Below are 24,195 nucleotides of genomic sequence, written 5' to 3'. Positions count from 1 at the left end.
TCAGCTCCCGGTGGCTTTCTGGTAAGCGGCGATGTCGGCGTCGAGCGAGCTGAGGACGTCGTTCCAGTTCGGGGTCCACACGTTGACGCCCTGCAGAACTCCGGAAGGCGTGTTCTTGTCGGTGGATTCACCGGCAGCGCTTCGGACGTCCTCGCGGACCGATACGCCGAGTGCATCGGTGGCGACGGTCTTCTGGGATTCTTCGGAAAGCAGGAACTCCATCAACTTCTTGGCTTGTTCGCTGCTCGGTGCGCTCTTGGCGAGGCCCATCACGTAGGGCAGTGCAATGGTGGTGCGAGTGCCGTCGGCTCCAGCGGGGAAGAAGATGTCGAACTTCGATCCGTCGTCGGCGATGGAGGCGAGGTTCATCTGGACGTCACCGTTGGCGACCAGCAGCTCTCCGTTACTGACCTTGGGCTGGAGCTTTCCGGTGGAAGACGAGGGTCCGACGTTGTTGGCCTGGAGCTTTCCGAGGTAGTCGAGTGCTCCTTCCTTACCCATCAGGTGCTGGAGCAGCAAGAGCACCGCGGTGCCGTCGCCGGCCTGGCCGGGCGTGGAGTACTGCAACTTGCCCTTGAACTGGTCAGTGAGCAGATCGTCCCAAGATTGTGGGGCGGGTGATGCAGTCGGATTGGCGATGAACGAGAGGTAATTCTCGACGACGGGTACGTACTTGCCGGCGTCGTCCTTCTCGTCGGTAGGAACGGCGGAGGTGTCGATTCCGCTGGGCTCGAGCAGACCTTGGGCGTCGGCCTTCTGGATGAACGGGGGCAGCGTGATGATCACGTCTGCCTGTGGGTTGGACTGCTCCTTTTCGACGCGGGAGACGACCTCGCCGGATCCGGCTTCCACGAGGTTGACGGCGATACCGGTCTGCGCGGTGAAGGCGTCGAATCTTCCCTTGTACCAACCGGACAGGCCGTCGGCGCTGTATACGGTGACGGTCTCGGTATCTGATCCGGCAGCAGTGCCGGTGCCACCGCAGGCAGTGGTGAACGAAAGGACGGACACGGCGAGAGCGGCCGCAGCGATGCTCGGGCGTAGACGCATGACGATTCCTTTTTCGGAGGTGAGATCAGGAGTGGGTGAGGAGTTCGGCGAACTCCGTCACCGACGGGACGATGTGGGTGGCTCCGGCGTCGCGAAGCTGTTGCTCGTCGTGTGCGCCGGTCAGAGTTCCGGCGACGATGGATGCGCCGGAACGAATGCCGCTGAGCACGTCGTTGGACGTGTCGCCGAGTACGGCGATCTGGTGGACGTCGTCGATCGAAAGTTTGAGCAGGGCAGTCAGAATCAGGTCCGGGTACGGTCGACCGCGACCGGCCTCGGCGGGGGAGAGGGTGAGATCGGCGAGGGTTTTCCAGCCGAGCGCGACGAGGAGTTTGTCCTGGGTCGATCGGCTGAACCCGGTGGTCAAGGCAACTTTGATGCCGGCCTCGCGCAAAGTGGTGATGGCTTTCTCGGCGCCGGGGATCGGCTCGGCCAGGCCCTGGTCGATGAGGGAGTCGTACGTGGTTTCGAAGGCGGCGTTCGCGGCCTGGGCGCGGTCTTCGTCACCGAAGATCGCCCGGAACACGACGATCTTCGACTGGCCCATCGTGTCGAGGACGTACTGGCGAGCGGCGTCGGCTTCCGGGCCTTCGGCGGGCAGTCCGCCGGCTTCAGCGGCGGCAGCGAAGGCGCGAAGAACCAGTCCGTCGTCGGCGACGGTGGTGCCGGCCATGTCGAGAACGGCAAGGGTGATCGGAGACATGAGAAGTCTTTCTTGTCGGAGAGATTCAGAGACCGAGCTGGTCGGCGGTTTGTTCCGCCAGTGCCGGGCCGAGCGTCATACCGCGGCCACCGGGGCCGGCAACCACCCAGACGTTGTCGGCGGCTTGTGCGCGGTGAACAAGTTGTGAGGGGTCGATGCACTGGCTGTAGACGCCCGCCCAACGCTTGACGATTGGCGGAAGATCGCGTCCCAGAAGTGTTTCCACGACTCCGGACAGATGGCGATAGGGCGCCTCGTCGACATCGAAGTCGAAGGGTTCCTCGTATTCGTGGGTGTCGCCGATGGTCAGCCCGCCGTGCAAGCGCTGCACGCACAGGAGTTGCATGCGGTGTTCCTCGGCAGTCGGTTCCTGCGGCTGCACTGTGCGGAGGTGATCGAGGGCAGATCCGGCGAAACCGGGGTAGTAGCGGAAGCTGTCACCGTCAGCGATTGCGGTGGTGAGCTTTTCGCCGAGTGGGGCGCTCTGCATCATCTGCAGGCGCACACGGCGCAACGGGAGATCGCCGGCGAGATCGCGAGCCAATCCGCCGAGTGTTGCTCCGGGGCAGACGATCACGAGATCGGCGTCGAAGCTGCGACCGTGGTCGTCGCGGATGTGTGCGCCGGAGGTGGTCGTCGTGATCTCGCGGGCTTCCGTTCCGGCGTGGAAGGTGTAACGGCCGGTGGATTCGAGGTAAGAACGGATGGCGGGGAGCGCTTGCCGTGACTCGACAGCGGCGTCCAGCGTGCAGTGCAGTCCGCCGAGAAACTTGCCCCGGAGCGCGGGGTTGACGACGCGAACGGCGTCGGGATCCAGAAGCGCGAACCCTCGGTTGTCGGCGTCCGGCCGAGAGAACGCTTCCTGCGCGACCGCGACCTCCTCCTCGGTGCGCATGAGGGTGATGGAGCCGGCTGGGCGGTATCCGACGCCGGGGACACGGGCGGCAAGGTCTGCCCACAGTTCGCGCGAGCGCAGCGCAGCTTCGAGTTCGTGCGGGGCTCGCCCGGATACCCAGACGAGGCCGAAGTTTCGTACCGTGGCACCGCGGGCTTCGGGCTCACGTTCGAGATGGATGACGTCGTGTCCCCGACGGATTGCCTCGTCGGCGTGCGCCGTTCCGAGGATCCCTCCGCCCACAATCAAAATTCGCATGTAGAGATAGTGACGTTTGGTCTAGACCAATAGGGGGAATCGAGACGAACTCCAGGTTAACAATTGGTATAGACCGAATTCTTGTACGCTTGCGCCATGAATCAGCAGACGTCCACCGGGCCGGGGACCTCGAGCGTCGTGATCGAACCGGAGTTGAAGTACTACCGGGTGCGCACCGAGATCGAGACCATTCTCAGTGGGCTCGAGGAGGGCGACGCAGTCCCGTCCGAGCGGGAATTGGCGGCGCGGTTCACAGTCGCTCGCGAGACGGTCCGTCAAGCGCTTCGTGATCTTCTTGTCGAAGGGCGAATCGAGCGGCGGGGGCGGGGCACTGTCGTCGCGAGTCCGAAGTTGGTTCAGCCGCTATCGATTCGTTCCTATACCGAAGGTGCTCTGAGCGCTGGGCGAGTACCCAGTCGTAAGGTTGTGACCTTCGAACGAATGTCGGCCGACGACGGTCTCGCCACGGAATTGGGTATCGAACCAGGTGACAGCGTCGTTCATCTCGAGCGTGTTCTCTTCGCCGACGGAGAGAAGATCGGACTCGAATCAACGTTCCTGCCGGACAGCAGGTTCGGTGAGATGCTCGACGCTTTCGATGCGACGACGTCGCTGTACGCGGCTATCCGTTCCATCGGCGTGGTCTTTGCCTCCGCAACCGAACGGATCGAGACGGTGCTCGCTTCACCGCGGGAGGCAACCCTCGTCGAGTCCACCACCTCGATGCCGATGCTTCTATTGCACCGGACGTCTGTCGACCCGGACGGTGTGCCGATCGAGCGCGTTCGTTCGCTCTACCGCGGCGACCGTATTGCCTTCTTGACGACTCTTCGCGAGTAGGAGGGGCGTCGAGGGGGTCTGCTGTTACCGGGAACGATAGGCACTCCCAGGCCCGTGGAATCTGTTCTGTACTGGACTCCATCAAACGGGAGGACAGTGAACATGGGTGACAAGAAGGTCTGGTTCGTAACCGGCGCAGGCCGGGGGATGGGAGTCGATATTGCTCAGGCGGCTCTTGCTGCCGGGCACGCGGTGGTGGCAACGGGGCGTGATGCGGACCGTGTTTCTGCAGCGATCGGTGCGCATGACGACCTGTTGGTGATTGCCTTGGACATCACCGACGATCAAGCCGCATATGCTGCGGTGGACACGGCAGTTGCACGATTTGGTGGAATCGATGTACTGGTGAACAACGCCGGAAACTTCTACGCCGGGTTCTTCGAGGTTGTCAGTCCGGCGCAACTTCGCGCTCAGATGGAGACCAACTTTTTCGGGCCGATCAATGTGACACGGGCGGTGTTGCCGGTAATGCGTAGGCAACGGAGTGGACGTGTCGTGACTGTCAGCTCGCTTGCGGGCCTGGTTGGTCAGGAGTTTTGCGCAGCCTACGCGGCGTCGAAGTTTGCGCTGGAGGGTTGGATGGAATCATTGCAATTCGATGTCGAACCGTACGGAATCGGGACGATGATCGTGGAGCCGGGATTCTTCCGGACCGAACTGCTTGTCGAGGGTGCGTCGTCGGTCTGGCCGGAATTGTCGATAGACGATTACGACGCTCGGACCGGCGAGACCGTCGAAGCGTGGAAGAGTATGAACGGTGCCCAGGGCGGGGATCCGGTGAAACTTGCCGCGGCACTTGTGGCACTTGTCGATTCGCCGCTACCCCCACGTCGTTGGGTCGCCGGTGCCGATGCAGTGTCCGTGGTTGAGCAGAAAGCCCACCAACTACTCGATCAAGTTGAAGCCCATCGCGGTTTGTCCTCGTCGCTTGCCCACGTGGACGTGACGACCTGATCCGAGTTTGTCAGGTCACGGGAGTGAGGTGAACATGTCCACGAGCCCCTGGGGTGCGTTCTCGCCGAAGCACATGTCCAGTCCATCAGCGGACTGTTGTGCCGCCGCGGCGCTGCGTGGGAATAGGCGCTCTTCGTAGACAGCTAGCCCTTCCTCCGTGCTGCTGTGCGACGCGATCGCCTGGCCGAGTTCCGCGCCGTCGAGCATTGCCAGGTTCGCACCCTCTCCGGCAAACGGCGACATAACGTGTGCCGCGTCCCCGAGCAGAGTGACCCCGGGAGTACGGCTCCAACTGTGGCCGATGGGAAGGGTATGGATGGGGCGAGGGGTCAGCGAGCTGTCGGCTTCGACGATCAGTGAACGCAGTGACTCGTCCCAGTCCGAGAAGTGTTCCAGCAGAACCTTCTTCGCGATGTGATCGTCGGAGAAGTCGACACTCGCTGCCCAGCTCTCGGGAACTCGCAGGGCGGCATAGATGTGCAGACTGTTGTCGGTCTCACGGTGGGCAAGGAAGCCCTTGTCGGCACTGAGTGCGAACATCATTCCGCCGCCGACGGTTTCAGCGGCATCCACGTGCTGGTTGTCGGCGTCGTGAAGGTCGAACTCCACGAGAGATATTCCGGTGTACGCAGGAGTGTCGTTTGAAACCAATGGACGGATTTTCGACCACGCACCGTCGGCGCCGACCAGGAGATCGGTGGTGAAGTGGGTGCCATCCGCGAGGTGAACTTCGTGTCGACCATCCGGCAACGGATGAGCACTGCGGACCTTGGCTCCCCAGTGGAGTGTTTCCTTCGGAATTGAGCTGAGCAGTAGGTCACGCAGCTGGCCGCGGTCGATTTCCGGGCGGTCGCCGTCTCCGGTGTCCTGCTCGCTCAGGTGCACGACGGCATTTCGATCGAGGACGCGTGTCTCTTCCCCGCCTTGATGGACGAGGCCGCGGAACTCCTCATAGAGGCCGGCGGCACGAAGCGCGATCTGACCCGAGTCTTCGTGGATGTCGAGCATCCCGCCTTGAGTTCTGGCTGTCGGTCCGGATTCGAGATCGAATACCGCCGAATCGATTCCGCGGAGATGGAGGACTCGGGCGAGGGTGAGGCCACCGAGGCCGGCGCCGATGATTGCGATGGGGTAGTGGTTCATGGTGGGTTCCTAAGAAGTGAGTGGGGTGTTCTCGATGCCCGTGATGAGCGTGCGGAATCCCCAGGAGAGGCGCGCCGAGGGTTCACCGGCAAGTAGAGCTGTTGCATGGCCTGCGACGAGTGGGTGCGTCTGCGGGTTTGCGTTCTGGATTGCGTCGGTCAACGCGCTCCATCGGGCATCCGCGTCGGCGGAATTGTTCGGCGCAGAGTGTTCGGCGGCAGTGGACGTCGCGTACTGCAGTAGCAAGTCCACGCCCCACGCGGCCTGACCTGGAGGGACTTCGCCTTCGTCGAGCAATGCCAGCAGGCGCTCGAGCAGGCGTACGTAGTGAACTCCGCTGGGTCGGGAAACGAGTGCCGACTGGGCGAGACCGGGATGATCGAACAGCACGGCCGTGTACGAGGTCAACACCCGTTCAAGGCGAGCTTGCCAAGTGCCGGAGGAATTTTCGGCGAGGTCGACCACTCCGAGAAGTGTGTCCAGAACGGCGGCGTGCAATTCGGCGGTATTGCGCACGTACACGTACATCGATGCCGGCCCGGTGTCGAGTTCGAGGGCGAGTCGACGCATCGTCAATTTCTGCAAGCCCTCCGACCGCAAGATTTCCACCGCGGTACTGACGATGCCCTCGCGTGTCAGAGCGGGTTTGGCCGGACGATTGCGACGGCTCGACGTACCTGTTGGCTGGTTGGGCATGTTTTTACCGTACACGAACATGTTCGTAACGAACATGTTCGTTAGATCACGCACTGAACGTCCACCCTGTGCGGAGCCATATCGGGAGCGGTGGGTTACATGCCTGAACCGCCGGAGAGCATTGCGATCGTCAGTAGGATGCCACCCACAATCCCCACGAGCGGGCTGTCGCTGTCGAGAAGCCAGTCGTTCAACGATCCCATGAGTGCCTCTTTCGGGTTTCGATCTGTCGACGGTCGAGCCTATCGACAGATCGAAACCCGAGATGTCACTTTCGTCCGAATTGTCGATCGGACCCGAGGTGATCAGCCGTAGACGTTGCCCGGGCTGATCAACTTGGTGATCGGCACCATCAAAGCGCTGGTCAGGTCGGTCTCTCCGTCGATGTCGGTGTTGATGAAGACGACCAGGGTGGTGTCCTTCTCGGGCAGGTAGACCGAGACTGTTTTGTAGCCGGGCAGGCTTCCGTTGTGACCGATCCAGCCGCCGCTGTTGAACAATCCGAGTCCGTACCCGGAGTTGTCGTCCCCTTCGCCCAGGGGCTCGGTGTGCAGGCGCTGCTTCTGAGTGTCGTCGGCGAGGAGATCGCCCTTGGCCAAGGCCGGAACCCAGATGCGCATGTCGTCCAACGACGAGATCATTGCGCCCGCGGCGCCTCCCCACGACGGGTTCCAGTCCGTTGCTGCGGTCACGGATTCGTCGTGTGTTTGGTTGGTGTATCCCTGTGCGTGGGGGTTCGGGAACGCGTTGGTGGTGGGAAAGCTGGTGTGCTCCATTCCGAGTGGTGTGGTGATCTTGGTGTCGATGACTTCCGACAGTGTTGAGCCGGTGACCTTCTCGATGACCATGCCGAGCAGAAGGGTGTTGGTATTCGAGTAGTCGACAGTGGTTCCTGGTCGAATTTGGAGTGGGAGGTCCTTGACGTACCCGAAGAGCTCTTCGGATGTGAATGATCGGCGAGGGTCGGAAAGAACATCCATGACAAACTGTTCGGACGTCGTGTAGGCCACGAGGCCGCTGCGCATCCCCGCCAGCTGGCGCAGGCTGATCGCATCGCCTTCCATGACGCCGTCGACGTACTTGGAGATCGGATCATCGAGACCGATCTTTCCCTCGTCGACCAATTGCAGCAGGGCGGTCACGGTAAATGTTTTGGTGACGCTACCGATCCGGTGGTAGAAGTCGGTTTCCATCGGCGCTTTGGTTGCCGTATCCGAGACTCCTGCAACCTTGACGTAGTTGCCGTCGGGCCCCCAAATGCCCACCATCGCACCGGGAATCCCGGTCGAATTCACCGCTGCGTCGACGATCGAATCGAGCTGGTCGGTGATGGTCGAGTCCATGATCTTGTCGGATGTGTCTGTGGATTTGTCCGTGCTGCAGCTGATTACAGCTCCAACCATGGCGCTGCACAGGCCGACAAGCAGGATGCGTCTTGCTCCGGTTTTCATGAGTCGAACTCTGCCTGCCCGAGGGCACTCACACATCGACCCCGGGTACGGCAGACGCAGTCCCCAGGTACCTCCTCAACCGGTACCGGGGGACTACGGAACCCTGGCCTGAACCCTTGACTTGGGTCAGAGTCCGCCGTTGAAGAACGCCGCCAGCGCGGGTGCCGGGTCTGCCGCGGTGCCCATATTTGCTACGCCGACAACGATCAATCCCAGCGTGAACAGTGCAGCGAGAAGACCGATCGACCCCGACACGAATCTCGTCCGTCGCTCGGATCGCGCCGTTCTCGCGAAGCGTGCCCACACGACCACAGTCACGATCAGTGATATTGCTGCCGCGATCAGCGTGATCACCGCCATGGCCAAGTGATACCGCGCGAAGTCGCTGATCATCAGTTCGAGGACAGGGCTTTGCTGGTTTCCGGTGCCCGTCGACTGAGCGAGCTGTTGGCGGACCTGCCCGACAGTGTCGCCAAGTGCCCCATCCGCCTGGGCCACGGGCAACATCGAGATCAGCGAAGAGAAGGGTGCAACGACACCTTGGATATTTGCCATCACGAGTACCGAGGAAAACATCGCGAGGAGCGTGACCAGCCCTCCCGCCGAGACGAATGCGAGTTTCTTTCCAGCCGTCAGGGGGCCGGCGTTCACGAACGACGCATTGAGCATCCGGCCGAGTGCGAGCAGAACCGTCAGCAGGATTACCGCGATCACGGCCTTGGCCACGTGGTACCGCAGCCAGTAGTCGACAGCGGACTCCAAGCTCGGCGAGAAGGCTTGGACACCGGAACTCCAGTATTCGACGAACGCGGCGCGGACCGTCTCGACGAGTTCTCCCTGGTCTGCGTACCCATCACCCGGCCTACTCGTCAGCATGCCCGGGGCGAGAACGAAGGCAGCGGAGAAACCGGCGACCAACGCGATCAACGCGGCGATCTTGCGACCTGAGGACTGCGTCGAGCGCGACGGCCCCGCAGTGTTGTGCCGTGAAGAATTGTGCAGTGGGATTCCTCCAGCGTGATGAGCGATCATCTGGTCACCGTCCACAAAGTCATGTCACCGAGTGTAGAAATCGGTACACCGGACTTCATCGTTCGAGAGGATGATATTTCCGGCGACGGCGTCCGCCCGCCCTCGCCGCTGCCGTCGACATCCTCCTCAGCACTCGACGACATTGACGGCGAGCCCGCCTTCACTGGTTTCCTTGTAACGCACGGACATGTCGTTTCCGGTTTGGCGCATGGTTTCGATGACGGTATCGAGGCTCACCACATGCGTCCCGTCACCGAGGTATGCGAGCTGAGCTGCGGTGACTGCAGTCGAGGCGGCTACGGCATTTCGTTCGATGCAGGGGATTTGGACCAGGCCACCAACCGGATCGCAGGTCAGCCCCAGATGGTGTTCCATGGCAATCTCAGCTGCATTCTCGATTTGTCGTGGTGATCCGCCCATGACAGCGCACAAGCCGGCTGCCGCCATCGCGCAGGCAGCTCCGACCTCGCCTTGGCACCCCGCCTCCGCGCCCGAGATCGAGGCATTCGCCTTGATGATCGATCCGATTGCGGCAGCGGTGAGGAGAAAGGTTCGAACGTCGTGAACGCCGGCGCCCGTAGCGCGTATGTGGTGATAGAGCACCGCCGGCACGATGCCCGCAGCGCCGTTCGTCGGAGCCGTTACCACGCGGCCACCTGCTGCATTTTCTTCGTTGACCGCCATGGCGTAGACGGTCAGCCACTCGCGTGAGGAGGGGGCGCAGTTACGTTGTTCCAGTTGAATGTTCGCAGACCGTGCTCTTCGACGAACTCCGAGACGCCCGGGCAATACACCTTCGGTCTGGGTGCCGCGTTCGATGCATGTGCGCATCGCGGACCAGATCGCGTCGATGCCGGTGAATGCCCGATCCTGGCCGTGCATCGCGATTTCGTCCGACAGTGCCAACTCGGCGATAGTTCCGGAGCCGCATTCCGCCAGTAGCTCTTTCGCGGTTCGATAGCGTGAGTTGATCGAATGCGCGCTTGCTTGCGTCTCCGTTCCGGCGCGCAGTACGAATCCGCCACCGATCGACAGATATGTACTCGTACAGACGATTTCGCGACCGCTGAAGGCGGTCAGTGTCATCGAGTTGGGGTGCCCGTGACGGCGAACGAGCGGCTCGAACACCATGTCCTCGTGAGTGAACACAACGTGCCTGAGTGAGCCGCCGACGAGCTTCACCGATCCGCCGTCCGAGAGCTCGGCCCAACGCCCGTGAACGTCGTTCGGCTCGCACGTTTCAGGATCCAACCCACGAAGTCCCGCGATCACCGCGTCGGGAGTGCAGTGCCCTATTCCGGTGGCGGCGAGAGAGCCGTGCAGATTGCAGCGAATTCGGTCGACCGACGCGGTCAAGCCGGCGTCGGAGAGCTCGCCGACAAAAGTGCGGGCGGCTCGCATCGGACCGACCGTGTGTGAACTGGAGGGCCCGATGCCGATGGAGAAGAATTCGAGCGCGGAAACATAGACGCCGGTGGTGCTCATTCGGCGCTCGTGACGGTAGTCGCTCCTGACTCGCGCTGGGCCGCAATCGTCAGGAGGTTGGAGCGCGAGTCTCCGGTGGCGGCTCGGATCACAGTGCGCGCCATTGCAATTGCTCCGTGCAGAACAGCTTCGTCGCCCGCTGCGGAGCGGGCATCAGCGGCAAACTCGATCGTGTGAGGAACTCCGGTAACGCCGCGTAACGCGATCATCGGGTGGATCGAGGGAACCACCTTCGACACGTTGCCCATGTCTGTCGAGCCGCCGGTCAGGGGAGTTCGGGCGGCCGCGGTGCGGCCCAGGCTCGCGATCTCCTCGTCCCAGATCGTCGCCAGCACGCGATGTTGAACAAGCTCCTCGTAGCGCGGTTCGGCGCGTTCGGTCGACCAGGAGCAGTCGCTGGCCACAGCTGCGCCCTCGAAGCAGGCGAGCATACGACGCTTGGCGTCCAACAGCACCTCGAGTTCTGCGGCCCGAACTTCCGCTCGCACCAATGTCGAGGCCGGAATGATGTTTGTTGCTTCGCCGCCGTGCTCGACGTAGGCGTTCAGCCTGACGTCGGAGGGAAGTTGTTGACGGAGGAGTCCGATAGCGACCAAGGCGATCGTGGCGGCGTCGCCTGCGTTGATGCCCTTGTGTGGCGCAGCGGCCGCGTGTGCGGCTCGTCCGGTGTAGGTCACGTCGAACCGGTCGACTGCCTGCGTTCCGGTGACGGTGCAACTGACGTCTTCACCTGCAGCGCCGTGGACCATGATCGACATCGCCGCGCCCTCCCATGCGCCACGTTCGAGCAGCAAGACTTTCCCGCCGCCATGTTCTTCGGCCGGCGTACCGAGAAGGACGACGGTCAGGCCGTGTTCCTCCGCGACCTCTCCGAGCGCGACAGCTGCTCCCAGTCCGGCAGCGGCGATGACATTGTGTCCACACGCATGACCGATGTCGGGAAGGGCGTCGTACTCGGCGCAGACGACGACGCGGAAGGGGCCGGAGCCCCGCACCGCTTCGAATGCCGTCTCGAGGCCGTAGGCGGCGCGAGTAACCGTGAAGCCGGCTTCCTGTGCGGCGTCCGCCAAGAGGGCGGATGCCCGATGCTCTTCGAATGCCAGCTCTGGGTGAGCATGGATCGTGTGGCTGACATCGATGAGGCGTGATGCCCACTTCTCGATCGTGCTCGAAACCGAGTCTGTGCGGGTGCGGGTGTCAGCGATGGACATGGGTATTGGTTCCTTTCAACATCTTTGGTTCTCAGCGTTTTCGGGTGCAGTTCTAGTGCCAGAGGCCCAGCGCGAACTCCGCGACGACCACGGAAAGTAGGTAAGAGGCGAGGATCGCGACGATTCCGACGGGCACGATCTTCCAGCCGATCGTCTTGAGCAAGGGAAGGTCCTTGCCGAGGCTGAGACCTGCGACAGTCAAGGTGAGGGTGCAGATCGAGAGAAAGTCGACAGTCCCGACGGTGCTCGAGACGAAATCACCGATGGGGGACCACGGTGTTGTCGCCAAGGCACCGATGGTGATGATTGCGATCATCGCCGCGATCTTGCCGCGGGTCAGGCGGGCCACGCCGACGCCCAGGAGCAACAATCCGGTGAGGATCAAGTAACCGACGATGATCGATCGAGATACGCCACCCGCTGCGATCGAAGAGACGATGACCCCACCGACGAACAGAATCGGAACGATGGTGGTCAGCGGCACGGTGACGCTCGGCGCAACCGCTCGTGGGGCAGTGTCGGCTTTCCGTTCGCTGGTCGTCTTCGAGCGCTTGGTGAGTGCGCCGTAGATTCGATCAGCAAGGGGGAGTGCGACATACATGCCGACATACACGCCGAGGAGGCCGGTGATGATGTTGGATGTGGCCGCCACGGCGAGTACCTGGTCGGCCATCTCGGGGTGCGCCGAAACGACGCTGGCGGCAGCGGCAGCCATCATCGAGCCGGATCCGACGCCGGCACCCATCGCCAACGCGAGGGGGTCGAAGATGTTGAAGGATGTAGCCAGTGACGCAATCAGGCTGATCAGCACGGCACCGAACAGAGTGCCGAAGACGTACATCGACAGGACTCCACGGTACTGGTCGGAATCGGGGCCGTAGCGTTCGCTGACCATCGCGAAGGAACCCTCGCGGTCGATGGAGAAGGTTGCTCCGACGGTGGCCGGCCCCATCCGAAGGAGTACCGCCAGCGGGAGTGCGAGAGCGATAGTGCCGAACAAGTGCCCCAATTCCTGCAGTAGCAGTGCGGGGCCCGCCTCGAACAACAATTGGATGTTCGGGCCGATGGTGAAAGACAACCTTGCACAAAGCAAGAGAACAGCCAGGCCCATGATTGCCGAGGCTGCAGCCTGAAGGTCGAGGCCGAGTGGTTTCCACTTCTGGCTCGAGACGACACCGCCGACAATCAGTCCCCACACCATGGGCAGGATCGTGATGGCGGCAGCGCCGACGGGAATCACTGCGGGGCCGATCAGTTGCGCGCCTGCCGCAAGCCCGAGGAGCAGAATCACCACGATCCACAGGCGTGGCGACCGCATGGCAAAAACGACTTTTTGCGTCGCGGTTTGATCGCTGACTGGGGAATCGTCATGCGAGACAGGGAATGCTTCGGTCATGTCGGTGTCTTTCTCGAGGGGGCGAACGAACGCAAGAAGTAAGGGTTCTCGAGGCTCAGGATTTGGTGGACTATTGATGTGATGAAGTTAGGATCGACGCGTTTCGATCCTGTTTCGGTGCAGCATTCTTTTGAAAGTGAGGTCCTCGGTGCAGGATCAGATGCTCAAGGACGACGATCTTCGGCTGTTGAACGCACTGCAGATCAGGCCGCGAGCGTCGTGGTCCGAGCTTTCACGCGCGATCGGTTCCGACCCGGTCACCCTGACCAGGCGTTGGGAGCGTCTGCACTCGCAAGGCATAGCGTGGATCGCTGCGTACCGTGGTGGACCCATCGTGTCGGCGACCGCACTTCTCGAGATCGAATGCGCACCGGCACAGACCATGAGCGTTGCCGAACAGATCGCGCACGATCCCGAAGTTCTCACAGTCGATCTCACAACCGGCAATCGGGATCTGCTCGTCACGCTCACCTGCACTGACCTCGATCAATTGTCCAGGTACGTGTTGGAGCGAACACAATCCCTGCCGATGATCACCGCGATGCGAACTCAGATCGTGTCCTCGGCGAACTCCGACGCGAGGAACTGGCGTCTACGTGCTCTCGATGCGGAAGAAATTGCCGCGCTCGAGTCGGCCCCGGCGGGAAAGATTCGTGGTGTACGCGCCGGCGAAGAGGAACAGTCGCAGCTGTTCGACATTCTTTCTCGCGAACCACGTGTCACCGTCTCGGCACTCGCTGCGGCCCTCGGAGTCACGCCGGCTCGCGCTGGGGCGCTCCTTTCTCACGAGCTGTCGACGGGGCGACTGGTCGTCCGCACGGAGATTGCTCGGCCCTACTCCGGTTGGCCGGTCTACGCCTGGTACTTCTTACGTCTCGACGGGCGAAAGGAGGCAATTGCTCAGCGTCTTTCGCACCTGCGTGAGGCGAGGCTTGTTGCTTCTACGATCGGCAGCTACGACATCGCATTGGCGGTGTGGCTGCGCTCGATCGACGACGTGCAGCGTCTGGAAGGTTATCTCGCCGAGCAGTTTCCGGGCGTATCCGTGGTGGACCGGTCGATCGTCCTGCGTACGCCGCATCACCTGCATCGGACGATCGATGTGTCGGGTCGAAGCATGCCGAAGCACGGGTGATCCGCAACTCGTTCGCTCGGGTCGGGTGCTCTCCGACTAGTTGGGGATCGCCACGTCGACGATCAAGCCGAAGTGATCGGAACCTTCGATCTCGATCCGCTCGAGTGACTTCGCCTGTCCGCCCCGCAGAAGTACATGGTCGATGCCGACGATCGCGGGAAATTTCTTGTCCGCCGGATAGGTGCGCACGATGCCTACTCCCAATTGGTCTGCGGCATCGGAGTAGCCGACATCGAGGAGGTCACGGAATTGCTTGTGCGTGAATGTGGTGTTGAAGTCGCCACTGACGATGACGGTTTCCTCGGCGGCAGCAGCGTCGAGCGCGTTTCGCAAAGTGCTCAGCTCGGCAGTCCACACGTCGGGCGGGGTCACGTACGCCGGTCCGGGGTGAACCGCCAGGAGGGTGAACGGAGTCGAGAAGCCGACTTCGGCAACAAGATTGGTCGGTCCGAATCCGTTCAATTCCCGAGTTTCCGTCAGCGGATAACGGCTGTAAATACCGGCGCCACCCCCGCCGGCCTCGTCCGGTACCAAGTAGTGATGCGGCAGCAGTTGCTCGAGTCCTTGATCTCTGAGAGAGCCTTCGAGTGATGTGGTCAGTTCCTGAACCGTCAGGACGTCGACTGCCTTCTCGCGCACCGTCGCAGTCAAACTGGCGGGATCTGCCTGCCCGAAGAGAAGGTTTGCTTGCATTACGCGCAGAGTCGGCCCGTCGATTTCGGAACTGTTTGCCACATACAGTGGACTGATCACCGACGCGCCCACCGCAATCAGTACCACCGAGATCGCCAGCAGGATCCAGCGGCGAAAGACCAGGCATATCAGGGACGCTGCGAGTGTGACCGCAAGCAGTATCGGGACGAAGGAGGCCACGGCGATCAACGGGTTGATCGGCTTGGTGGAGTACAACGCGATCAGCGAGACAACGCCGACGGCGATACCGCCCACGCCGGCGACCTGAGCGATACGGCGTGCCGGAACATTGTCCGTCGTGAGTCCCATACCAAACGGTACCCAATGCAGCCACGGCTCCCGACTGCCTGGAGTTTGTCAGTCGCCGGTTCGGGTGCGGAATGCGTTCACGGCGGCTTCGACGGTCGGGTAGAAGTGCGTCGAATCGAATCGATCCCCGACTCCGAATCGGATGAGTCGATCCTTGATCGGACCTTTCATCTCTGCGAATGCCAACCGAATTCCTTTGCCTTCGAGGAATGTATCCAGATCGACGAGTTCGTCGACTGCCGTTGTGTCGAGTCCGGTGATCGGTTCGGCGGCTATAACCACCCAGTCGACCGGATCTGGCGCCTTGGCGACGACGGAGCGAACGTACTCGTCGAAGATCTCGCCGTTCGCGAAAAACAGTGGCGCGTCAAACCTCACCAACACCAGGCCGGGGATGCGATGCCCATCTGGATGGCGTTCGATGTCGTGGAATCCGGCGGGTTCGCCCGTCTCGACGAGTTCGGTTCGATGTGGCTGCCATACCTGCGCGATGACCGCTGCGAAGGACAGTCCGATCGCTACAAGGATGCCTTGTAGCACACCGACCAGGGCGACGCCCAGAAACGCCGCGACGGCGAGGCCGAATTCCACGGTGCTCATGCGCCACATGCGGACCATGCCGCCCACGTCGATCAGTGCACACGCGGCGACGATGACGACGGCGGCCAGTGTTGCATCGGGCAGATATGCCGTGAGTCCGGGAGCGACGAGGACGAACACCAGGACCGCGAGCGCCCCGACGACGCCGGCCAATTGTGTGTGCGCCCCACTCTGTTCGGCTACCGGAGTTCGTGACCCGCTCGCCGAGATCGGGAACCCGCCGAACAGCCCGCCGGCCACGTTCGCGACACCGATCGCCTTCATTTCGGTACTGCCGTTCACGTCCTCGCCGTGGCGGGCGGCGAAGGTGCGCGAGAGAACGCCGGTGTCGGCGAAGGCAATCAATGCGATACCGGCGGCGGGCCCGATCAGATGGCCGACGTCCTGCCAGGTGACTCCACCGACGGAAGGGAGGGGGAGTCCTTCCGGCAGTGCGCCGACCATGCCGATGTCATCGGTGAGACCGGCGGCAGCGGACAAGACTATGGCCGCGACAACGGCCACCAGAACGCCGGGAACAACAGGTACCCAGAGCCGGAAGGCGACTATGACGACTAGCGAACCGACACCGATGGCGGCAGCGAGGGGGTCGACGTCGCCACCCACCAGGGCCTTTGAGATCCCGCCGATTTCACCGAGTAGACCGGACGCGTCGACGGAGAATCCGAGCAGCTTGGGAATCTGACCAACTACGACGACGAGTGCAATGGCGTTGAGGTAGCCGAGGCGGATCGGTTTCGAGAGGAGTTCGGTCACGAAGCCGAGACGAAGGAATCCGCCGATCACGAGGATGAGTCCGACAAGAATGGCGAGAACACCGGCTAGTGCAAGCGCATTCTCCGAATCGCCGACCACTGCCAGCGGTATTACCGCGGCGGCAATCAGCGGCGCCAGTGACGAATCAGGTCCGAGTACAAGGATTTTCGAGGGCCCGACTACCGCGTACGCGAGCAAAGGCACGATGGTGGCGTACAGCCCGGCGTACGCAGGCAACCCGGCGGCCTCGGCGTAGCCCATGCCTGCCGGGATGAGCAGGGCAGTCAAGACGAGTCCGGCAGTGACGTCTGTTCGCAACCACTCGCGGCGATACCCACGGGCAGTCGCGACGCCCGGTAGCCGACCTAGACTCTCCGCCCACATCATCGTTTGATTGTCCTCCCTCAGTGGAGCGAACGGGCGCGCTCGGGGGCAACCGCGGTGGTCGCAGGGAGGGGCGCAGGTGCCTGTGCGAGGCGGCGGCGTCGAATTGCCTTGTCCAACTCGACGACAACCGGGATGATCAGCGACCAACCCAGGCAGGCGAGCCACTGGGCGCCGGTCAGTGAGGTTGTCATGAGGAGGTCCTGGAGGACGCCCGCCTCGACGGCGAATACGGTCACGACCGTGGGGATCGTCAAGATCTTGATGGCACCGAGAACCGGTGGAACCACGCCGGACTCGGGATCACGCCGCATGGTAAGCCCCGCGAGAATCGAACCGAGAGAGAGCACTACGAATGCTGTGGTCATGGGAACATTCGCATCGGAAGTACTCATTTCACCGGGTGCGAGAAGCATCGCCGCGAGTGTCACGGCAAATTGCAGGACACCGTACGCGAGCCACTGAGCGACTGCGCTTCGATGTGCGATCGGCATCTTGGGATCGCGCGGAGGCTTGTTCATCAGATCCGGTGGCGGCGGGTCGAGCATGATCACGGCGACGGGGAACAGTGTGATGAAGAAGTGCTGGAACAGCACCATCAGTGGCGTCAGTGCCACACCCTCGTTGATGTTGAAGATGCTCGCAGCGAGGAAGAGGAGAACCAAGGAGAAGAGTTTCGACATCTGGTAGCGGATGTACGAGACGATTTTTCCGTAGATGTTGCGGCCCAAAGTGATCGCGGTGATGAGGGTGCCGAAGTTGTCGTCGGTGAGCACCATCTTGCCCGCCTGTTTGGTCACCTCACTGCCCGAGCCCATGGCGACGCCGATGTCTGCCTTCTTCAACGCGGCGGCGTCGTTGACCGCGTCTCCGGTCATCGCGACGACGGCGCCACCGCTCTGCATGACATCGACCAAGCGAAGTTTGTCCTGCGGAGTGACGCGGCCGAACACGTGCAGGTTCGGCAACGCGGTCGACAGTTCTTCATCGGTCATCGCTTGCAACTCGCCTCCGCCCACCGAGCCCGGGCCGAGTCCGAGTTCGGCACCGATCGCTGCGGCGGTGATGGCATGGTCGCCGGTGATCATGCGGACCTCGATGCCGGCCCGGTGTGCGGTTCGCACCGAATCGACCGCCTCCGGACGCAGCGGGTCGATGATGCCTGCCATACCGACAAACGTCAGGTCCTCGACAAAGGACATGGGGTCGGCCACGACAGCGTCTTCCCGTCCGTCGAGGCGTCTGACCGCGAATGCCAGCACCCGAAGACCCTTTTCGGACATGGACTGATTTGCTGCCGTGAGTTCGTCTCGGACTTCCTCGATCGGGACCTGCCGACGGCCGGGGAGAAAGGCCGAAGAACACCGAGCGAGGACGACATCGGGTCCGCCCTTGACCAATCCGACGAACTGACTTACGCCGTCGACTTCGAGATGGTGGTACGTGGCCATGAACTTGTACGCGGAATCGAACGGAACCGTCGCCACCCGCGGGTAGGTCCGTCTGGTGAGTGGGGCGTCGGCACCGATCTTTGCCGCGAGCACCACGAGCGCGGCCTCGGTCGGGTCGCCGACAACTTCCCCGGAATCGGAAACCGTTGCATCGCTGTCGAGACACAGTCCGTATGCGAGAAGGGTGAAGTCGGGCGGCGCCTCGCCGGCAACCTGCGTTATCCTTCCCGCTTTGGCATAGCCTTCGCCCTCGACCGTGTACCAACGGCCGTGGACGTACAGCGATCGGACGGTCATCTGGTTCATGGTCAGCGTGCCGGTCTTGTCCGAGTTGATTGCACTGGTCGCGCCGAGTGTTTCGACGTCGGTCAGGTTCTTCACGACGGCCTTGGCGTCGGCCAGTTGACGGGCACCGTAGGCCAGCATCGCCTGGACGAATGTTGGCAGGCCGGTCGGAATCGCGGACACTCCCATTGCGATACCAAGGAGCAGAAGCGTAGTCAGGTCCTGCCCACGAAGGAGCCCGATGACGACGATGACGATCACTGCCGTCCACGCGATGATTCCGAGAAGTTTGGTGAGAGAGTCCAATTCACGTTGAAGTGGCGACTTGCCAGGGGCGACCGCCGACAACATCGACGCGATCCGGCCTATCTGCGTCTGCATCCCGGTCTCGGTGACCACCATGGTCGCCGTGCCGCGGGTGACCGAGGTGTTCTGGAAGACCAGATTGCTGCGGTCTCCGAGCGGAATATCCTCGTTGTTCAGCGTATTCGGGTCCTTCGGTATCGGCGCGCTTTCCCCGGTCAATGCGGCTTCCTGCGTCTCCAGGGTGGTGGTGGCGAGCAACCGTCCGTCGGCAGCGATGATGTCTCCTGCCTCGACTTGGACGATGTCACCCGGCACCAGTTCGGTAGCGTCGAGTTGAATCAGGTTCCCGTCACGAATGACCCGTGCTTGGGGCGTCTGCATCTTGGCGAGGGCGTCGACGCTGGCCCGTGCCTTCAACTCCTGTCGAGTTCCGAGGACGATGTTGAGCACGACGAGCACCGCCACCACGATTGCTGTCGGCACTTCACCGATGGCGATGCTGACCGCGGCCACGGCGACGAGCATCAAGTTCATCGGATCTTTCAGCTGCAACAGCGCGATCGACCACGTCGACGGCGGTGGCGTCGAGGTGATTTCGTTCGACCCGTAGCGTCGTCGCCGTTGGTCGGCCTCATCCGACTGCAGTCCGCGCTCCGGGTCCGACTGCAGTACGGACACGACTGATTCGCCACTCTGCGCATGCCACGGCGTGGGGCTCATGACCGCACATCCTTTCCTTGGCGATCGTCAATACCGGGTCGGAATCCAGTGCAGCGGTTGTTTGGGCGTCTGGTAGCCGTGAGCCTTCTGCCGTTTCGGCAGGGTGATGTCCGTGGATTGCACGGGCTCGTAGGGGATCTGACTCAGAATGTGGCTGATGATGTTGAGTCGTCCGCGTTTCTTGTCATTGTTGTTTGCGACATACCATGGCGCCCAGCCGGTGTCGGTGAAGCGAAACATCTCGTCGCGGGCACGCGAGTAGTCGTACCAATGACTGAACGACTTCAGATCGAGATTCGACAGCTTCCAGATCTTTCGAGGGTCGTCGATCCGGCTCTGCAGACGTAAGAGCTGCTGTTCTTCGCTGACCTCGAGCCAGTACTTGAGCAGAATGACTCCCGATTCGACGATCGCGCGTTCGACGGTCGGAATGAGCTGGAGAAATTGATGTGCTTGTTCTTCGGTGCAAAAGCCCATTACTCGTTCTACACCGGCACGGTTGTACCAACTTCGGTCGAAGATGACGATCTCACCGCCAGCCGGAAGATGCGGGACGTAGCGCTGGACATACATCTGCGAATGCTCTCGCTCGGTCGGGGCGGGTAACGCAACGACCCGGAACACTCGCGGACTCACTCGCTCGGTGATGGCTTTGATGACACCGCCCTTCCCCGCGGTATCTCGACCTTCGAATACGATGCAGACCTTGGCTCCAGACGATTTGACCCACTCCTGCAAAGCCACGAGTTCGCCGTGCAACGGCTTGAGTTTGCGGCGGTACACCTTGTTCTTCATCGGCTTTTCTGCCACGGGCGGCGCGTCGTCGGTAAGGGTCGACGGGGTGTCGTCGTGAAGAATCCGAGCGTTCTTTCCCACTTCCACTCCCTGGCATCATGAGCGCAACGCGAGCGCGCGGGGAACCGTCCGCCCTTATGTGTATGCCCCATATTCGGTGAACCTATTCTCTTCGCAATCGAGACCCGAATCGTGTTGTTTTCGAACCCTTTCCGAGTCTTGACGTGCTCGGCTGGACGGACGACCATTAATGGATGACTGGCGACGAAGAGTTGCTCCACGTCGAGCGGGTGATCACTCGCCTCATTTCCCGCTATCCCGCCGTTCCTCCACCGGAGATCGAAAACAGAGTGCGAACAATTCACCAGCGTTTTGCGGGATGTCGGATCCGCGACTTCGTGCCTCTTCTGGTCGAAAAAGCGGCCAGACAAGAGATCTCGGATCGGAGAATCGTGATTCCGATAATGGATGAGCGGTCGGCGAGTCTGAACTCTCTCGAGCTGTAGCCGGAACGGGGATCGTCGGCGCATACTGAAATGACCTTGGACCAGGGAGTTCTGGCCGAATGCAGGAGCTCAGGCGCGGAACGTCAGCCTCCCGAACTCCTGATGTGTAAAACCGAGTATAGGGAGCGTTGACATGGAAGGCTTCTGGGAATTCTTCTGGTTCATCTTCGTCTGCTTTGCCTTTGTGGCGTACTTGAGCGTGTTGTTCTCGATCATCACCGACTTGTTCCGTGATCACGAGACTTCGGGCTGGGCCAAGGCGTTGTGGATGATATTCCTCTTCGTCATTCCATTCCTGTCCGCGATGATCTACGTGGTCGTCAAGAATGACGGAATGACGAGGCGGTCGATGGAAGCCGCTCAAGAGCACATACACGCGCAGAGTGATTACATTCGAAAGGTCGCCGGGAAATCGCCGACTCAGCAGATCGCCGACGCCAGAGAGCTTCTCGACTCAGGCGCGATCAACGAAGAGGAATTCCAGGCCATCAAGGCAAAGGCGCTGGCGTAGTTTTCGTATCTTCTGCCCCGGGCCTGGCGTCGTCGGTTCCGCCGTCGTCAGGCCCGGCGTCCTGCGCGGCGGCGCGTGCGGGACGAACCAATACTTCCAGTGCGACGAGAGCAACGAGCGCAATGACGACGATCCAACCAACGACCAATCCGGTGGGGTAGCGCCAGAAGAGCAGCAACAGGGCGGCGATGCCGATGATGGCACAGCGCAGTGGGACACGAAGCTGATTGGCCCACCGCTCCACCTGATTCGGCGTTCGGCCGCTTGCAGAATGCCGGACGAAGTCCAACGCCTGCCCGTAGCCTCGACGAACGGCGATCGCCGACGACGACCCACCGATCAGGTAGGCGCCGAGCCCCACCACCACACCGAGGACCGCAACCGCGCGAAGGCTCGTCCGAAGCGGAACCAGAACTGTGTCGATGACAGCGGTGGCGGCGTCTGGCGAGAGGATATCGGTAGGGACACTGTCGAGGTAGATTGCACGTCCGATCAGAATTCCGATCGCAAGAACAAGCATTCCCAACGCAATCGACAGACCGACCAGGGACAGCGTACGAAGCCTGCGACCGGTTGGCGCAACGGCGACAGCGGCTGCTGCGCAAGCGATTCCCAACCACGGCAGCACCGCCGAGACCTTGTCGAGTGCCGAGACGGCGCGCTGCGCCTTCACCAGCTCGGGGGACTGGAAGAGAACAAACTCCTTGTCCACGGACGGGATTTTGTCTGCGAAAGCGAAGCCGCGGTCGGTCAGCGCCGTTTTCACCCGGTCGATGATCGTGCTCAGTGAAATGCTGACCGTTCCGCTCTGGTCGACCTCGACCGAGTCGGGTCCGTAGTTTCCGGTCATGACGGCGACGAGGGAGTTGTGCGCCGCTCGGTTCGCCTGAATCCAAAGGTCTTCGAACTGCTGCGTCCGAACGAGCGAGGCCACTGTGTCGTGGACGAAACTCTTCGCCTGGCCGGCGATCACCGGTGCCAAACCCACCAACGCCTGGTCCACGCGAGGCGCGTTGGCTTCGAGATTCGACACGTCCGTCAATGCCGTGAGTGCCTCGGTGGTGAGCCCTTCGACGTCGACGCGATCGAAGATCTCGTCCGTGACTTGATTCGTGATCTCCGCTTGCACGGCTGGATTCTCACCCAGTGGCGCTACCGTGCTGACGTAGCGGTCCGTGTCGAGGATCTGACTACGTACGAAGCGGGTGGTTACCGACAAGACTGCGAGCAGTGCGACCAGCACCAGCAGGATTGTCACCGCGGTCCACCGCAGCCCATGTCGAGGTGGTCGGGAGACTTTCTCGACGGTCGTTTCGCGGGCGCTGGGAGTCTGCTCGCGAAGTGTTGCTACCTCTTCGCGCAACCGGGCTAGTTCGGCACGTTCGTCCTCCTGGAGTGGTCCGTCACTCGTGCCGTTTGCCATGATGGTCCTCCCGGGACGGAAACTACTGGCGCACAGTTGAAATGCTGAACTGCGAAGATGATTCGGCGGGTGACCTCAGATGACCTCGGGATTCCAGGTCGCGACGGCCCAGATGACGAATACGTCGAGCGCGATGATGATGATCGACCACCACGGCGAGTGGGGTAGCCACAGGAAATTCGCGAGGATCGACAGAGAACAGATGACTATCGCGCCTACCCGTGCCCACGTCGCGCCGGTGAAGAGCATGATTCCGACAGCGGTGACGAGCACACCGAGTACGAGGTGGATCCATCCCCACGAAGTCAGGTCGAATTGGTACGCGTATTCCGGGCCGACGACTGTCACGTCGTCCTCCGATATCGCCGAGATGCCTTGGAGGATTTCGAGCACGCCGACTGTGATGAGGAGAACGGCTCCGCCCAGCGCGCTTCCTTTTGCCACACCCTGCTTTACCAGTGAATCCTCGGACATGACCGCCCCTAGATTTCAAGCGCGAAATAGCCTGGCATATTTCCCTGTCCCGACCTTTTACGGTGGTGAAGTAGCCCGTCGGAGGGCAAATCAAACATTGAGCGCTGCACAGCATTGCGATATTCATTCGCCTACGAATTCGAAAGAACCTACCGTGACGGCATGGATATGGCGGACGTAGGTGTGGCGATGAGGCCTGCACCGGGTGTGATCCGGACGGACCGGCTGGTGCTCCGTACCTACCGCCCAGGCGATCACCGGGATCTTCTCACCTTCTACGGGCGCAGCGACGTATGCCGGTATTTGCTCAACGAACCCTGGAGTCTCGCGGAGGCTCGGGAGGCCGTGCAGACCAGAATGTCTCGCCGCGACCTGGCATCGGGCGCGGTGGCACTTGTTGTCGAGTGCGGGGGCCGGGTTGTCGGAAGCGTGAGTGCTTGGCGAGTCGAAGAATCTGATTGCACAGCCGAAGTCGAGCACACCGCCGAACTCGGGTGGGCATTTTCGCCCGAGTTCGGCGGCCGAGGATTCGCGACACCCCGATTGCGCCGCGTGGTCGCGCGAATGGATTCGAGAAACGAATCCTCGGCGCGACTCGCGCAGCGGATCGGTATGAGGCGAGAGGGACATTTTCGGCAGAACGCGTGGATCAAGAACGAGTGGACCGACACCGTGGTTTTCGCGACACTTCGCGGTGAGTGGCCTTCAGTTGCTTGATCAGACCGAGCGGGCT

The 24,195-nt window shown here is 61.8% G+C and carries 22 protein-coding genes; 6 read left to right on the top strand and 16 right to left on the bottom strand.

Annotated features, from left to right (window positions below; all coding sequences use genetic code 11):
- From ABH939_RS07445 to ABH939_RS07435, 3 genes are read right to left on the bottom strand one after another with little or no spacing between them, the layout of a single operon-like run.
- Positions 1–1,050, bottom strand: coding sequence for a 2-aminoethylphosphonate ABC transporter substrate-binding protein (locus tag ABH939_RS07445; RefSeq protein ID WP_054187752.1), 1,050 nt, complete (start codon positions 1,048–1,050; stop codon positions 1–3).
- Positions 1,051–1,075: 25 nt separating this feature from the next.
- The gene (locus ABH939_RS07440; protein ID WP_030535653.1) at positions 1,076–1,753 is read right to left on the bottom strand and encodes a phosphonatase-like hydrolase; all 678 of its coding nucleotides are present in this window, start codon (positions 1,751–1,753) and stop codon (positions 1,076–1,078) included.
- A 25-nt stretch (positions 1,754–1,778) separates the two neighbouring features.
- Entirely contained in the window at positions 1,779–2,906 is a 1,128-nt protein-coding gene (locus tag ABH939_RS07435; protein WP_007734899.1) for a TIGR03364 family FAD-dependent oxidoreductase, read from the bottom strand.
- A gap of 96 nt (positions 2,907–3,002) precedes the next feature.
- Between ABH939_RS07435 and ABH939_RS07430 the strand changes: the two genes are divergently transcribed.
- Complete coding sequence (locus tag ABH939_RS07430) at positions 3,003–3,746, top strand: GntR family transcriptional regulator (protein WP_007734901.1); 744 nt, start codon at positions 3,003–3,005, stop codon at positions 3,744–3,746.
- A 102-nt stretch (positions 3,747–3,848) separates the two neighbouring features.
- Positions 3,849–4,700, top strand: coding sequence for an SDR family oxidoreductase (locus ABH939_RS07425; RefSeq protein ID WP_050656490.1), 852 nt, complete (start codon positions 3,849–3,851; stop codon positions 4,698–4,700).
- Between the two features lie 15 nt (positions 4,701–4,715).
- Here ABH939_RS07425 and ABH939_RS07420 read toward each other — a convergent pair whose 3' ends face one another.
- The 7 genes from ABH939_RS07420 to ABH939_RS07390 all read right to left on the bottom strand — a co-directional run bounded on the left by ABH939_RS07420 (position 4,716) and on the right by ABH939_RS07390 (position 13,036).
- A complete protein-coding gene (locus tag ABH939_RS07420) occupies positions 4,716–5,843 on the bottom strand; it encodes an NAD(P)/FAD-dependent oxidoreductase (RefSeq protein ID WP_209448604.1) in 1,128 nt (375 codons plus the stop codon).
- A gap of 9 nt (positions 5,844–5,852) precedes the next feature.
- Positions 5,853–6,539 (bottom strand): TetR/AcrR family transcriptional regulator C-terminal domain-containing protein, encoded by a 687-nt coding sequence (locus tag ABH939_RS07415; RefSeq protein ID WP_209448605.1) that lies wholly within the window; start codon positions 6,537–6,539, stop codon positions 5,853–5,855.
- 305 nt (positions 6,540–6,844) lie between these two features.
- A complete protein-coding gene (locus ABH939_RS07410) occupies positions 6,845–7,990 on the bottom strand; it encodes a serine hydrolase (protein WP_209448606.1) in 1,146 nt (381 codons plus the stop codon).
- Positions 7,991–8,116: 126 nt separating this feature from the next.
- On the bottom strand, positions 8,117–9,022 hold the full coding sequence (locus ABH939_RS07405; protein WP_242430738.1) for a hypothetical protein: 906 nt from the start codon (positions 9,020–9,022) through the stop codon (positions 8,117–8,119).
- Positions 9,023–9,148: 126 nt separating this feature from the next.
- Positions 9,149–10,507 (bottom strand): L-serine ammonia-lyase, encoded by a 1,359-nt coding sequence (locus ABH939_RS07400; protein ID WP_083057417.1) that lies wholly within the window; start codon positions 10,505–10,507, stop codon positions 9,149–9,151.
- Positions 10,504–11,718, bottom strand: a complete 1,215-nt coding sequence (locus ABH939_RS07395) for an amidohydrolase (RefSeq protein WP_209448607.1) — start codon at positions 11,716–11,718, stop codon at positions 10,504–10,506. The genes ABH939_RS07400 and ABH939_RS07395 overlap by 4 nt, the downstream gene beginning before the upstream one ends.
- A 52-nt stretch (positions 11,719–11,770) precedes the next feature.
- Entirely contained in the window at positions 11,771–13,036 is a 1,266-nt protein-coding gene (locus ABH939_RS07390; RefSeq protein ID WP_404649521.1) for a DUF3100 domain-containing protein, read from the bottom strand.
- A gap of 214 nt (positions 13,037–13,250) precedes the next feature.
- Here ABH939_RS07390 and ABH939_RS07385 point away from each other — a divergent pair, with 214 nt between their 5' ends.
- A complete protein-coding gene (locus ABH939_RS07385; RefSeq protein ID WP_228402203.1) occupies positions 13,251–14,249 on the top strand; it encodes an Lrp/AsnC family transcriptional regulator in 999 nt (332 codons plus the stop codon).
- 36 nt (positions 14,250–14,285) lie between these two features.
- On the opposite strand, the gene ABH939_RS07380 is transcribed toward ABH939_RS07385, so the two are convergent.
- The 4 genes from ABH939_RS07380 to ppk2 are packed head-to-tail and all read right to left on the bottom strand — an operon-like array spanning position 14,286 to position 20,611.
- Positions 14,286–15,251, bottom strand: coding sequence for an endonuclease/exonuclease/phosphatase family protein (locus tag ABH939_RS07380; RefSeq protein ID WP_372027571.1), 966 nt, complete (start codon positions 15,249–15,251; stop codon positions 14,286–14,288).
- 48 nt (positions 15,252–15,299) lie between these two features.
- Positions 15,300–16,994, bottom strand: a complete 1,695-nt coding sequence (locus ABH939_RS07375) for a SulP family inorganic anion transporter (protein WP_003942720.1) — start codon at positions 16,992–16,994, stop codon at positions 15,300–15,302.
- Between the two features lie 17 nt (positions 16,995–17,011).
- Positions 17,012–19,753: a cation-translocating P-type ATPase gene (locus tag ABH939_RS07370; RefSeq protein WP_054187745.1), complete on the bottom strand. Its 2,742-nt coding sequence runs from the start codon at positions 19,751–19,753 to the stop codon at positions 17,012–17,014.
- Positions 19,754–19,780: 27 nt separating this feature from the next.
- The gene (ppk2, locus tag ABH939_RS07365) at positions 19,781–20,611 is read right to left on the bottom strand and encodes a polyphosphate kinase 2 (protein ID WP_085989950.1); all 831 of its coding nucleotides are present in this window, start codon (positions 20,609–20,611) and stop codon (positions 19,781–19,783) included.
- A gap of 191 nt (positions 20,612–20,802) precedes the next feature.
- Here ppk2 and ABH939_RS07360 point away from each other — a divergent pair, with 191 nt between their 5' ends.
- Both ABH939_RS07360 and ABH939_RS07355 read left to right on the top strand, forming a co-directional pair.
- On the top strand, positions 20,803–21,054 hold the full coding sequence (locus tag ABH939_RS07360) for a three-helix bundle dimerization domain-containing protein (RefSeq protein ID WP_007734945.1): 252 nt from the start codon (positions 20,803–20,805) through the stop codon (positions 21,052–21,054).
- Between the two features lie 133 nt (positions 21,055–21,187).
- Positions 21,188–21,565 (top strand): SHOCT domain-containing protein, encoded by a 378-nt coding sequence (locus tag ABH939_RS07355; protein ID WP_007734948.1) that lies wholly within the window; start codon positions 21,188–21,190, stop codon positions 21,563–21,565.
- Here the strand turns inward: ABH939_RS07355 and ABH939_RS07350 are convergent.
- Both ABH939_RS07350 and ABH939_RS07345 read right to left on the bottom strand, forming a co-directional pair.
- Positions 21,543–22,988 carry a hypothetical protein gene (locus ABH939_RS07350; RefSeq protein ID WP_007734950.1) on the bottom strand — a complete coding sequence of 482 codons (1,446 nt, stop codon included), beginning with the start codon at positions 22,986–22,988 and terminating at the stop codon, positions 21,543–21,545. The two genes, ABH939_RS07355 and ABH939_RS07350, sit on opposite strands and share 23 nt — an antisense overlap.
- Before the next feature lie 75 nt (positions 22,989–23,063).
- A complete protein-coding gene (locus tag ABH939_RS07345) occupies positions 23,064–23,462 on the bottom strand; it encodes a membrane protein (protein ID WP_003942678.1) in 399 nt (132 codons plus the stop codon).
- Positions 23,463–23,624: 162 nt separating this feature from the next.
- Here ABH939_RS07345 and ABH939_RS07340 point away from each other — a divergent pair, with 162 nt between their 5' ends.
- Positions 23,625–24,179 (top strand): GNAT family N-acetyltransferase, encoded by a 555-nt coding sequence (locus ABH939_RS07340; RefSeq protein ID WP_404649520.1) that lies wholly within the window; start codon positions 23,625–23,627, stop codon positions 24,177–24,179.
- Positions 24,180–24,195 lie beyond the last annotated feature (16 nt).

The organism is Rhodococcus sp. 27YEA6, assembly GCF_044908235.1.
In the GTDB taxonomy this organism is placed as follows: Bacteria; Actinomycetota; Actinomycetes; order Mycobacteriales; family Mycobacteriaceae; genus Rhodococcus_F; species Rhodococcus_F qingshengii.
Note: the sequence above shows the minus strand (reverse complement) of the source record. Positions and strands in the feature narration are given on the sequence as shown.